At 38.2% G+C, this 13,125-nt stretch carries 11 protein-coding genes; 4 read left to right on the plus strand and 7 right to left on the minus strand.

From position 1 onward, the window contains the following. Positions 1-20 precede the first annotated feature (20 nt). Both merR and ADA56_RS01415 read right to left on the minus strand, forming a co-directional pair. Positions 21-413: an Hg(II)-responsive transcriptional regulator gene (gene merR / locus ADA56_RS01410; RefSeq protein WP_007526597.1), complete on the minus strand. Its 393-nt coding sequence runs from the start codon at positions 411-413 to the stop codon at positions 21-23. A 246-nt stretch (positions 414-659) separates the two neighbouring features. Further along, the gene (locus ADA56_RS01415) at positions 660-2,024 is read right to left on the minus strand and encodes a patatin-like phospholipase family protein (protein WP_049368856.1); all 1,365 of its coding nucleotides are present in this window, start codon (positions 2,022-2,024) and stop codon (positions 660-662) included. A 198-nt stretch (positions 2,025-2,222) separates the two neighbouring features. Here ADA56_RS01415 and fbp point away from each other — a divergent pair, with 198 nt between their 5' ends. Beyond that, positions 2,223-3,227, plus strand: coding sequence for a class 1 fructose-bisphosphatase (fbp, locus tag ADA56_RS01420; protein ID WP_049368857.1), 1,005 nt, complete (start codon positions 2,223-2,225; stop codon positions 3,225-3,227). Between the two features lie 91 nt (positions 3,228-3,318). On the opposite strand, the gene lptG is transcribed toward fbp, so the two are convergent. Further along, on the minus strand, positions 3,319-4,392 hold the full coding sequence (gene lptG / locus ADA56_RS01425) for an LPS export ABC transporter permease LptG (protein WP_373897079.1): 1,074 nt from the start codon (positions 4,390-4,392) through the stop codon (positions 3,319-3,321). A gap of 11 nt (positions 4,393-4,403) precedes the next feature. Beyond that, a complete protein-coding gene (lptF, locus tag ADA56_RS01430) occupies positions 4,404-5,495 on the minus strand; it encodes an LPS export ABC transporter permease LptF (protein ID WP_049368858.1) in 1,092 nt (363 codons plus the stop codon). Between the two features lie 104 nt (positions 5,496-5,599). Here lptF and ADA56_RS01435 point away from each other — a divergent pair, with 104 nt between their 5' ends. Further along, positions 5,600-7,075, plus strand: a complete 1,476-nt coding sequence (locus ADA56_RS01435) for a leucyl aminopeptidase (protein ID WP_049368859.1) — start codon at positions 5,600-5,602, stop codon at positions 7,073-7,075. Between the two features lie 59 nt (positions 7,076-7,134). On the opposite strand, the gene ADA56_RS01440 is transcribed toward ADA56_RS01435, so the two are convergent. Continuing rightward, a complete protein-coding gene (locus ADA56_RS01440; RefSeq protein WP_049368860.1) occupies positions 7,135-7,986 on the minus strand; it encodes an endonuclease/exonuclease/phosphatase family protein in 852 nt (283 codons plus the stop codon). Between the two features lie 214 nt (positions 7,987-8,200). On the opposite strand from ADA56_RS01440, the gene ytfE reads away from it, so the two are divergent. Beyond that, on the plus strand, positions 8,201-8,875 hold the full coding sequence (ytfE, locus tag ADA56_RS01445; RefSeq protein ID WP_049368861.1) for an iron-sulfur cluster repair protein YtfE: 675 nt from the start codon (positions 8,201-8,203) through the stop codon (positions 8,873-8,875). Between the two features lie 69 nt (positions 8,876-8,944). On the opposite strand, the gene ADA56_RS01450 is transcribed toward ytfE, so the two are convergent. Both ADA56_RS01450 and ADA56_RS01455 read right to left on the minus strand, forming a co-directional pair. Next, positions 8,945-10,870 carry an LTA synthase family protein gene (locus ADA56_RS01450; protein WP_049368862.1) on the minus strand — a complete coding sequence of 642 codons (1,926 nt, stop codon included), beginning with the start codon at positions 10,868-10,870 and terminating at the stop codon, positions 8,945-8,947. Between the two features lie 146 nt (positions 10,871-11,016). Next, positions 11,017-12,291, minus strand: coding sequence for a malic enzyme-like NAD(P)-binding protein (locus ADA56_RS01455; RefSeq protein ID WP_049368877.1), 1,275 nt, complete (start codon positions 12,289-12,291; stop codon positions 11,017-11,019). Positions 12,292-12,491: 200 nt separating this feature from the next. Between ADA56_RS01455 and ADA56_RS01460 the strand changes: the two genes are divergently transcribed. Then, the gene (locus ADA56_RS01460) at positions 12,492-13,121 is read left to right on the plus strand and encodes a DUF1919 domain-containing protein (protein ID WP_014065555.1); all 630 of its coding nucleotides are present in this window, start codon (positions 12,492-12,494) and stop codon (positions 13,119-13,121) included. Positions 13,122-13,125: the final 4 nt, after the last annotated feature.

Genomic DNA, 13,125 nt, shown 5'->3' on the forward strand with positions numbered 1-13,125 from the left:
TCCTTTCGTTAATTAATCTCTCATGTTAATGTTTCTATTATTGGACACGAATGTAATTGCTTTTCAGCTGGACATCGTTGTTTTAAGTCGTCTAACATAGTTTCAATTCGTTTTAAATCCTCTATTTGTTTTTGCACTTCCTTTTGTTTTTTAGAAACAAATTCGAACATATCTTGACAACGAACTTCATCTTTATCTACAACACCAAGTAATTTATAAATCTCGCTTAAAGAGAAACCAAGTTCCTGTATTCGTTTAATAAACCCAACACGCTTAACGTCATCATATGAATATATCCGATAACCAGCTTCCGTTCGGTGAGGTTCTTGTAATAAATTTTTTCGCTCGTAATATCTGATCGTTTCTTTATTAACTCCACATTTATCTGCAAACTCACTAATGCGATAAATCATCTTATTTCACCCCCTGAATATTATAAACCATGTACTATAGTACACGGTCAAGTAAATTGGACTATTTTATTTTTTTCCCAAAGTATCACTCGTATGTGATTGATACTTTTATATAATACTATTGATTATCCTAACATCCCACCAGAAAATCCGATTTAAACACCAGTTGTTTTTAAACTATTAAGAAAGTAATTCCACTATATATTCCGAAGACCCATAATTTTTAACCACACTTTAATTATTGGGCTATTGTAATGCTTTCAGTGCCTTATGATATTCTTTCGATTGTTCCAATAAAATCTTGGCCGCTTCACGCAATTTGTCCACATCTGATTGGGGTAAATAGAAAGATGTTCCGATATTAAGCACATCATTTTTTAACTGCCCATCAGGCAAATCTTTCAAACTTAAATTCACAAAATAAGCTTTAATTTTTGCACCTTTTTTATGTTTAGTGTAAGCATTCCATTGATCAGCAAATTTTTGTGAATATTTCACGGTAGATTCCGTTGTTTTATCAATCGGTACATTTATCACCGTGTTCACCACTTCTTTGATTCCTGGCACATCAGCAGACTTATCAATATGGCTCGATAGCTCACTTTGCGCATTGACGTTTACCACGACAATATTGCGTAAATTGTAATTTTTCAGCTCTGCATACAATTTTTTGACAGTGAGTAAATTCGACATATCCAACAAGCTTGCCAAGCCCAAATTATCCGTTAAACCACCGTCAACCAAATGTAAATAAGGTTTTTCCTCATTATTTTGATAAGAAGCCGTACGTTTTTTCATGGTTTCAAAATTGTTTAGCCACAAACGATTCCCTACTTTCATCTGTGTCAATAATTCTTTTTTACTCTCGGCTTGGCAAGCACCACCATGATTATTTTGTGTAATGGGTGAAAAAATTAATGGAACAGCACTGGATGCTGCCACAGCTCTTGCAATTTCGACATCATTTAAATCTACACAAAGCCAATCAAAGAAATCTTGAGTGAAAGAGACCTCCTGTCCAGCGACCATGTCGGTGGCATTAATTACAGCAAAAGGTCCTTTACGTTGTTCAAGATCTGCAAATTTTTTTCCACGATATAAAGCAAGATTGAGCTGTTCCTGCAACAAATCGCTACGACCAAACTGTGGAGAAGTAAGCCGAGGCACATTACTCACCGAAAATACTTCATTGATGACTTTTTTCTGGAAATTCTTTTTCAAAAAAGAATTATTAAATTTAGGGATAATGTCCTGTCCTTCTAAAGCAAAATAGGCTGCTAATACTGAGCCGCCAGACACCCCATACACAATATCAATATTTTGCAATAAGGTGCTACCTTTCTCTGTTGGACGCACTGAGACATTTTGGAACTGCTCTAACACGCCATAACCTAAAGATGCCGCGCGAGAACCACCACCTGAAAAAGTCATAATCACCAAATTTTCTTTTTGTAATGCCTGCTGCATCGCATTTTCTAAACGATATCCCTTTTGTGGATCTATTTTCTCAATCGTTTTAGTGGGATGATAAGTAATTGAATTGCACGCAGCAAGCAAAGCAATACTGCAAGCAAGTAAACTTGATTTGAAAGGAAAATGAGTAAATTTCATAACAGTATTCCTTTACTGTGACGTTATTTATCTATTATATCTTTTTTAAAGGATATATACGTTTTGTCAAGGCTTTGTATCAAAAATAAAATGTGACAAAGATCTCATTCTTCACATTTTGATCTCAATCAAAAGTGCTAAATAACATATAATAAAAGGGTCTATTATTTATTTAACAATTATAAAAAAGGAATAAACATGAAAACATTGAGTGAATTTATTGTTGAACGCCAAGCAGAGTACCCAAATGCAAAAGGGGAACTTAGTGGTATTTTGTCTTCTATTCGTTTATTAGCAAAAATCATTCATCGTGATATCAATAAAGCAGGTTTAACCAATATTCTTGGTCAGTCTGGTGTCGAAAACGTACAAGGTGAAAGCCAAATGAAATTGGACTTATTCGCCCATAACACCATGAATGCGGCCCTTATGTCGCGTGAAGAGGTAGCTGGTTTTGCTTCAGAGGAAGAAGAAAGCTTTATCGCTTTTGATACTGAACGTGCTCGCAATGCAAAATATATTATTTTGACCGATCCTCTTGATGGTTCATCCAATATTGATGTGAACGTTTCTGTTGGGACGATCTTCTCTATTTACCGTCGTGTTTCACCGATTGGCTCACCTGTTACCTTAGAAGACTTTATGCAACCGGGTAATAAACAAGTGGCTGCGGGTTATATTGTATATGGTTCCTCTACCATGTTGGTTTATACAACTGGTCATGGTGTAAATGGTTTCACTTACGATCCATCTATCGGTACATTCTGTCTTTCTCATGAAAATATGCAAATGCCAAAAGATGGCAAAATCTATTCCATCAATGAAGGACAATATCTCAAATTCCCACAAGGGGTAAAAAAATACATTAAATACTGCCAAGAGGAAGATAAAGCAACTAACCGACCTTATGCGTCACGTTATATTGGTTCATTAGTGGCAGACTTCCACCGTAACTTATTAAAAGGTGGTATCTATATTTACCCAAGTGCAACTAACTATCCAAATGGTAAGCTTCGTTTGCTTTATGAAGGCAATCCAATGGCATTCTTAGCAGAACAAGCGGGGGGGATTGCCTCTGATGGTTACAATCGAATTTTAGATATTCAACCAACTGAACTTCACCAACGTGTACCACTTTTCATCGGTTCTGCAGAAATGGTGAAGAAAGCAGAAGAAATGATGAGAGAATTTAAAGAAGATTAAATTCCTAAAGTGCGGTCAATTTTGATCGCACTTTTTTTAGCAAACAAAAAGGCGAACTATATCAGTTCGCCTTTTTCATTTTTTATATTAATTAATCTCGTTTTCTTGCAAGTAGCCACCAAATAATCGCCATAAATAAGAGACTTGGCATCAGTGCACCTAAAAAGGCTGGTGCATTAAATACCACACTCATTTGTCCAAAAATTTCATTGACGACATAGAACAAGAATCCAAAGCAAATCCCCGTTACGATTCTCGCCCCTGCGGTGACACTACGTAGAGAACCGAAGATGAAAGATAACGCAAGCATCATCATCACACCTACAGAAAGGGGCTGTAAAATCTTACGCCAATAGGTTAATTCAAAACGGCGAGAATCCTGTCCTGTTTGTTTTAAAAACGCAATATATTCATACAAACCTGAAATGGATAATGATGTTGGACGTAATGAAACTGCGCCTAATTTATCTGGCGTTAAGCTTGTTGCCCAATCTTCTGTTAGGCGGTTTGTTGTGGTAATTTGCTCTTTTGATACTGCTGAATTATTCACTTGGCGCAACTGCCATTGATTATTTTCAGCAGAATATTGTGCTTGATTCGCGTGTTTCAAATGAGTGAGGTTACGCTGGTCATCAAAGGTATAAATATAAATATCTTCTAATTGTGCATCATCGGTAATACGACGAACATACACGAAATTATTACCATCTTTTGCCCATACACCATTTTTTACCGAAAGCATTGAACCACCAGAAAGTGCACGAGTACGCATATCACGGGCAAACTGTTCAGTTTGTGGAATCCCCCACTCACCAATAATCATGGTAAAAAGCACCAGTGGAAGTGCCGTTTTCATGACAGCTAATCCAATTTTAAAACGAGAAAAACCCGCAGATTGCATGACCACTAATTCACTACGGCTGGCTAAATTACCTAAAGCAATTAAGGCACCTAACAAAGCTGCCATTGGGAAAAAGGTTTCCACATCTTTGGGAATGGTTAATCCTGTATAAGCCACCGCTTGCCAAATATCATAAGAACCTTTCCCTACACTGCGGAATTGTTCTACAAATTTGATAATTGCCGAAAGACCAACTAACGTAAATAACGTGGCAAAAATTGCCCCTAAGATGCTTTTACCGATATAACGATCAAGAGTATTCATCAACATTGTTATTACCCTTTTCTGAATACACGACGGAATTTATGCATAGCAGTGCTATCCCAACTATTCAGCACAATTCCTAAAATTAAAAAGGCGATATTTACCAACGGCATTAACAAACCTGCATCAAGCTTACCTGCGCCACCCGCAGATTTAAATGAGCTTTGTAATAAGAAATAAATTAAATAAAGCAATAATGCCGGTAAGATTTTCGCAAAACGGCCTTGGCGAGGATTTACTTTACTCATTGGTACAGCAATAAGCGCCATTAAAGGCACCGCTAAAATTAAGGTAATTCGCCAATGCAACTCTGCTTTTGCTGCTGCACTTTTATCTTTTAATAATTGCTCAAAAGATAATTCAGCGGCTTCATCACTTTCCGAGTTTGTCTCTTGATGGCCTAAATACGCTTGGTAATCATCAAAATGTGTAATACGAAAATCAGGAAGCACGGATGTGCCTTCTACACGCAAGGTATTCTGTAAATTCAAGACTTGATCGCCATTCGGTAACGCTTTTAACTCACCTTTTTCAGCGGTAACCACTGATGGCTTCGTTTGCCCTTTGGCTTTCATTTGGAAAAGATAAACATCACTGATTTGATTACCATTGATCTTATCAATGAATAAAACGAAATTATTGTTACTTGTGGACATGAATTGCCCCGAAGTCAACGCGCCCATGGTGGGATTTGCTTTAGCATCTTCGACAATCGCCGCTTGCTTTTGAATGGCCCATGGTGAAAGCCATAAAGCGTTGTAAGCAGCCAAGCCAGCAGTGAACAAAGAAAGAATTAACGCCACACGAACAAGAATACGTTGTCCCACACCACAAGCACGCATTACCGTAATTTCACTTTCTGCGTAGAGACGACCAAAAGTTAGCAAAATGGCGATAAACAAACATAATGGCAACATTAATTGCGCCATTGTTGGCATCCCTAATCCGAGTAAAGAGAACACAAGATCGGCAGGCACTTTACCATTTGCCGCTGAACCAAGCACGCGAACAAGTTGTTGGCTGAAGAAAATTAAAAGCAAAATAAACAAAATCGCAATTTGGCTTTTAAAGACTTCTTTTGTTAAATATCGGGTTAATATCATTCTTTTTTCTAACTAAAAAACACGGGAAACTGGCTAATTTAGATGGCGTATGATACCTTATTTTCACTGATTTAAATAGCAAATTAGCAACATAAGGAAATAACATGAAATATCAAGCAAACTCAACCGCACTTTCTCAATCAACCGATTGCCTTATCATCGGCATTTATGAGAACAACGAATTTACAAAAAGTTTCAATGAAATCGATCAAATCACACAAGGTTACCTCAGCCAATTAGCTCAAAGCCAAGATCTTTCAGGCAAAATTGGTCAAGCGACTCTGCTTCATTCGTTACCAAATCTTGCCGCTAAACGCTTGTTAGTCGCGGGTTGTGGCAAAAAAGGCGAAACGACTGAGCGCCAATTTAAACAAATCATCCAGCGTGTTACCCAAACATTAAAAGAGTTAAATATTCAGCAAGCAGTGAATAATTTAACGGATGTGGAAATTAAAGATCGCGATCTATTTTGGAATGTGCGTTTTACCGTTGAAACCATCGAACATAGTCTTTATCAATTCGACGAATTTAAAAGTAAAAAAGCGGATGCTATCTCACTTCAAGAAATCATTTTTAATACCGATGACGCACAAGCTAAGCAAGCCATCGCAGAAGCACAAGCCATTGCAAATGGTGTAAAAGCTGCGCGTAATATCGCGAATATGCCGCCCAATATTTGTACCCCGGCTTATTTAGCTGAACAAGCTAAAAAATTAGCTGAAACATCAACCGTACTTTCCCTCGATGTGATTGATGAAGAAGACATGACAAAACTTGGCATGAATGCGTATTTAGCCGTATCTCGCGGTTCACAAAACCCAGCTTATATGTCTATTTTACATTTCAACAATGCGCCTGATAAAAACGCAAAACCAATCGTGTTAGTGGGTAAAGGTTTAACCTTTGATGCGGGCGGAATTTCTTTAAAACCTGCCGCAGATATGGATGAAATGAAATACGATATGTGCGGTGCAGCGTCTGTCTTTGGTACGATGAAAGCTATTGCTGAATTAAATCTGCCATTAAATGTCATCGGCGTATTAGCCGGTTGTGAAAACTTACCTGATGGCAATGCCTATCGTCCAGGTGATATTCTTACCACAATGAATGGTTTAACCGTAGAAGTATTAAATACTGACGCTGAAGGACGTTTAGTACTTTGTGATGCGCTCACCTATGTAGAACGTTTTGAACCGCAATATGTGATTGATGTCGCAACCCTAACAGGTGCTTGCGTGGTGGCGTTAGGCCAACATAACAGTGGCTTAGTTTCAACTGATGATGCCTTGGCTGAACAGTTATTACAAGCCGCACAACAAACTACTGATAAAGCTTGGCGTTTACCGTTGAGTGAAGAATATCAAGAGCAATTAAAATCTCTATTTGCTGATTTAGCCAATATTGGGGGGCGCTGGGGCGGCGCGATTACTGCAGGCGCATTCCTCTCCAACTTTACGAAAAAATATACTTGGGCGCATTTAGATATTGCGGGGACAGCTTGGCTTCAAGGCGCCAATAAAGGTGCAACGGGTCGTCCGGTGTCTTTATTAACGCAATTCTTAATTAACCAAACTAAATAATTAATACCTAGGGCTAACGTAACGTTAGCCCTAAAATTTCCCAAAAACCTGACCGCACTTTATTCTAATTCGAATTCCATCAGTAATGGATTATGATCTGATGAAGTGACCACTTCTGATGTTGCACTGACCACCTTTACGCCTCGCGTAAAAATATAATCCAGTGGATACCCTAAAAATCTAACCCGCTCATCTTGAGAGAGCACCACAGAATCTAAGCCGTATTTTTGTATCAAATTATTGACTAAATTCAGACGACGTTCATTCCACGCATTAAAATCACCAGACATGATGATAGGACCTTGATGATTTTCAACAAAGGAAAATAGCTGCTCTAACTGGGTTTGATAAGTGGAAATGCCCCATTCAAAATTAATTAAATGCACATTAATAAGTAGCAAACTATTGCCTTTTTCTAATGGAAAACTCATCACACTTGCCACTTTGGGAATTTGTATTAATGGTTCAGCTACGCCACCACCGCAATACCATTCTGGCTGTGTTTGGGTAAATGTTTTTACACCTGATAAGAGATCTTTAAAAGAAAAAGAGGACACAAAAAGTGCGGTCGAAAATGTACTTAAATTTTGATACTGCGTCGCCTCTTGTAATAACACAAAATCCGCTTGTTTAGAAAGTCGCGCTAAATCTTCTTGCCAACCTTTATCTTGCCCTTTATGTACATTCCAAGTTATCAAATTAAAACGAGAACTGGCTAATTTAGGCACTGAATAATCAGCCTTGTCACATTGCATATTTAACTTGTTTTTAAAAGGAATATAACTCACTTTTTGTGACGTTTTTAGTTGAATAAATGTATGGTCAAAAATCGTTAAATTCGTAAGAAAATATCCAACACCTAAAACCACTAACACTAAGCCAATAGCCAAAAATCGATAGATTCGCTTCATGATTATCCCCTCTCTATGCTCGAATAATAACACCTCATCAAAGCAATGCAACTTTCACTTTAATACGCATCAATACCTACCTACAACACGGTAACTTTAACTTTTAGCTTTGATTTAAATCATACTTTGCTAAAAAATCCGTTGCATTTTTCTTTCATTATCTTAGTATTTCACTCAACTTTTTAACTCTACCTAATCAATAAGGAGATTCATTATGTCTTTTGGAGATAAAAAATTAAGTGAAATCGCTGTCAGCGTACCCGGCTCAACATCTCTACTTCGCGAATACGATTTGGATTTCTGCTGTGGTGGTTCCGATACACTTGCAAATGCAGCGGCAGAAAAAGGATTAAATTTAGCAGAAATTGAAACACGTTTAACCGAGCTTCAAAATAGCAAAGCAGAAAACCCTGAAGAATATTGGGTTAATGCAACTTATCCTGAAATTATCGATCATATTTTAGTTCGCTACCATCAACGTCACCGTGAACAGCTTCAAGAATTAATCGTCTTAGCGGATCGTGTAGAAAGTGTTCATGGCGATCGTGAAGATTGTCCAATGGGTGTGGCAGCTGAATTACGCAATGTCTATGAGGATTTGAGCAACCATATGATGAAAGAAGAGCACGTGCTTTTCCCAATGATCAAAGCTGGTAATTATATGATGGCGCAAATGCCAATTCGTATGATGGAAATGGAACATGCAGAACACGGCGAACATTTAGATGTATTGAAATCATTAACAAATAATATGACGCCTCCAGTAGATGCTTGTAATACATGGCGTGCACTTTATAGTGGCATCCAAGAATTTGCAGACGATTTAATGATGCATATCCACCGTGAAAATAATATTTTATTCCCACGTGTGATTGATGAAAATCACTAAGCAAAAATCATATAAAGAAAAAGGGCGAAATCATTCGCCCTTTAAAATTAGCCTAAAACTGACCGCTCTTTATTTCTCTTCACTGCCTTTATATAAACGGTTTTTATATAAATAGCTGCCAAGTAAAGCATGTGCCAAGGCTTCTTTTTTCATTTCTTCCGGGACTTCTTTTTCAGTTAATGTGTCTTTTTCCTTATCGTAAACATAACCTTTTGCTTTGCTATTTGGTGTTTGGATAACGACATCATGATTGCCTTTCATTAACGCTTGGGCTTGATCGAATTGCATAAAGGCGCGATCCGGATTAACGTTTTGCGTTAAATCAAAACCAATCATCGGATAATTACCACTTACACCCGCAATAGAAAGCAAGGTTGTCGGCATATCAATTTGACTCACTAAACGACTGTCTCGGCGTGGCTCTACATGATCTCCTAAAATTAACGCCGGAATATGGAAATGCTTAATTGGCACTAAGCTTGCACCCGCTGCGCGGGAATCATGGTCTGCAATCACCAAGAACACGGTATCTTTCCAATAATTAGATTGTTTCGCTAATTTGAAGAAATAACCAATGGCATAATCCGCATATTTTGCGCTGTTATTACGGGTTGCTTTTGGTTGTTCGTAAAGCTCAATTTTACCATCCGGAAATTCAAAAGGATCGTGATTGCTCGAACTGAACACTAAGCTAAAGAATGGTTTTCCTTCATTCTGTAATTGGGTAAAGGTTTCGTTCGCTTTATCAAATAAATCCTCATCACTCACGCCCCAAGTCGCGGTAAATTTCGGATTTTGATAATCCTTTTGATCGATAATATTTTGGAAACCGTTACCATAGAAGAAGCTTGCCATGTTATCAAAGTGTTTTTCACCGCCATAAATAAAAGACGTGTTATAACCTTGTTTAGCAAGTAAATCTGCAATGGTAAAGAAACCACTTTGACTGTTATTTAATTTCACCACTGCACGTGCTGGAGTGGGTGTGAAACCTGCTGTAGTAGCTTCAATACCACGTACAGAACGCGTACCTGTCGCATAGAGATTTTCAAATAACCAACCTTCTTTGGCTAATTTATCAAATTCAGGCGAAAGTGGTTTTCCGCCTAATGTACCGACAAATTGCGCCCCAAAACTTTCTTCCAAAATAATGACGATATTTTTCGGTTTACCTTGGTAAGTGGCTTGGTTTTTCGTTAATGTTGGAATCTTCTCTGAAATATAATCACTTTCAGGACGGCCACGGCTAGCTTTGACTATACGCAACATTTCATCAGTATCCATTTTGCCGTACACTGCGGAAGACGAACCTTCATCTTTAAATTGCTGTGCCGCATAAAGGACAGAATAGCCAGAGTTCAACACTAGAGAATTCACTAAACCATCGGAAGAAAAGGCGACCATTGCAGGGTTAACACCACGGTGTTGGAAACTCGAACGCGCACCTAAAAAAGCAACGGCAATCACGAGCAATGCTACAACAGGGCGTAATTTCCAGCTCATTGGGCGTAAGTTTTTCACCGCATAACCAGATAGTTTCCAATAACAGAAGAAAGCCGTAACGGTGAAAATAAGACTAAAAATGACCGCAGTTAAATGGCCTTCCATCAACATTGAAAAGACTTCTTTCGGATAAATTAAATATTCAATAAAGAGTCGGTTTGGACGGAAGTCATAGGTTTCGATAAATGCAGGCGTAGCCAGTTCCATAAATAGAATGAACACACTACCGAGAGTAAGCCAAATGCGTAAAATCATTTTCCAAATTCGGCTATGATGAAATAGCACCGTCAATAATGCCGGCACACCAAATAAATAGCACAAGGCCACGATATCCATACGTAAGCCTTGTAAGAATAATTGCCCCCAACCCGCTACCGCAGAGACACGGTCTGCTTGCCAAATCGCAAGCCCAAGACGAGATAAGGTGAAAATGATCAGATTAATGATGACGAAGAGAAAAATCGGATATAAAGGAGAACGTGTTTGTTTCATTTTGACACTCATAAGTCCTAAGGGAATCGCTACCCCTTGATTAATTTAAAGCACATTAATGTGCCATTCCTTCCATAGACAGATAAAAAAACACAAAGTGCGGTTAAAAACATCATCATTTTTGACCGCACTTTGAAAGAGAAGGATTAAGCTGCAACTAATGCTTTTAATTGTTTTTCATAATCTGCCCAATCGGTAATTGGACGGGTTGCCACATCTGTTTCCATTGCTTTTTTCGCTACCGCAGAAGATACGGTAAATAATAAACGAGGATCGAACGGAGTCGGAATTACATAATCCGGCCCAAATGATAACGCACCATAATTAGCAATAATTTCTAATGGAACCGGTTCTTTCGCAAGACTCGCAATGGCATGAGAAGCCGCTAATTTCATTTCTTCATTAATCGCTGTTGCACCTACATCTAGTGCACCACGGAATAAGAATGGGAAACAAAGTACGTTATTTACTTGGTTTGGAAAGTCTGAACGACCAGTACAAACAATCGCATCTGGACGCACTGCTTTCGCTTCATCAGGTGTAATTTCAGGTACAGGGTTAGCTAATGCAAGAATCAATGGATTTTCCGCCATGGTTTTCACCATTTCAGGTTTTAATGCACCTGCTTTAGAGCAACCTAAGAACACATCGGCTCCCTTAACGGCATCCGCTAATGTGCGCCAACCATTATCTTCAATGGCGTAGAATTGTTTGGTTTCATCCATGTTATCGCCTCGGCCTTTGAAAATCACACCTTTAGAGTCACACATGGTGATGTTTTCTTTTTTGAAACCTAATGCACGAAGCAAGTTAGTACAAGCAATAGCAGAAGCACCGGCACCATTAACCACTAAGCGTACATCTGCGATATTTTTTCCAATAATTTCTAAACCATTTAATGCAGCCGCACCGACGATAATAGCTGTACCGTGTTGGTCATCATGGAATACCGGAATTCCCATACGTTCACGCAACGCTTTTTCAATGTGGAAACATTCCGGTGCTTTGATATCTTCAAGGTTAATTCCACCAAAAGTAGGTTCTAATGAAGAAATAATATCGATTAATTTATCTGGATCATGTTCATTGATTTCAATATCGAATACATTGATGCCGGCAAATTTTTTGAACAATACACCTTTCCCTTCCATAACAGGTTTTGAGGCAAGTGCACCAATATTTCCTAAACCTAATACGGCAGTACCATTTGAAATCACGGCCACTAAATTAGCACGAGCAGTATAACGGCTTGCAGCAGAAGGATCTTTTTCAATTTCGAGACAAGGCTCTGCAACACCTGGAGAATAAGCAAGGGCTAAATCATGCTGGGTTTCTAGAGATTTGGTTGGGGTAACGGCAATTTTCCCCGGAATTGGGAATTCATGAAAATCTAATGCGGCTTGGCGTAATTGTTCGCTCATATAAAATACTCCATTTTCACTTAGGTTAAATAAAATTTGCGCCATTATACTCTCTTTTTAAGAGAATTTTGTGACATACCGCAAAAATTTTACAAATTTATTACAAAATATGAGTGAAATCGACCGCACTTTTTGCCTTTTCTTCACATTTAGAGCCAAAAACGTTACTATGTCGCAAAAAAACATGCAGGATGTAAATAATGAGTTTATTTTCTAAATTTAGAAGTGCCATCAATAAATTACAACGGAAAGCGATTAACAAAACCTTCCAACAACGGTTAACCAACCAAGGCATGTCAGTAATTTCGGCAAACTGTGTCGGTGCATTTATTTTGCACGACCTCAATCAGCCTTTTAATTCTCCGTTTGTTAACCTTTATTTAGATCCAAGCGATTTTGTTCGCTATCTACAGAACATCGCATTCTATCAAGCACAACCGCTTCAATTTATACAAACAGAAAAACCATATCCCGTTGGTCTATTAGGTGATCTTAAAGTACACTTTATGCACTACCACTCTGAACAAGAAGCTCAGGAAAAATGGGAAGCTCGCTCACAGCGTTTAAACCTCGATAACTTGTTTATTATGATGACCGATAAAGATGGTGGAAAAGGTGCAAAATATGAAGACTTGCAAGCCTTCGATAACTTGCCTTATCCAAACAAAGTCGTCTTTACCCACAAGCCATATCCTGAATTAAAATCCGCTTTCTACATTAAAGGCTTTGAAAACGAAGGCGAAGTGGGCGATTTATTTACTTTTTCCGGTTGGAATGGCGAAAAATATTACGATCAGTTTGATTACGTCAGCTGGTTCAATCAAAAATAAGAGT

Source organism: Parahaemophilus parainfluenzae (genome assembly GCF_001055095.1).
Classification (GTDB): Bacteria; Pseudomonadota; Gammaproteobacteria; order Enterobacterales; family Pasteurellaceae; genus Haemophilus_D; species Haemophilus_D parainfluenzae_Z.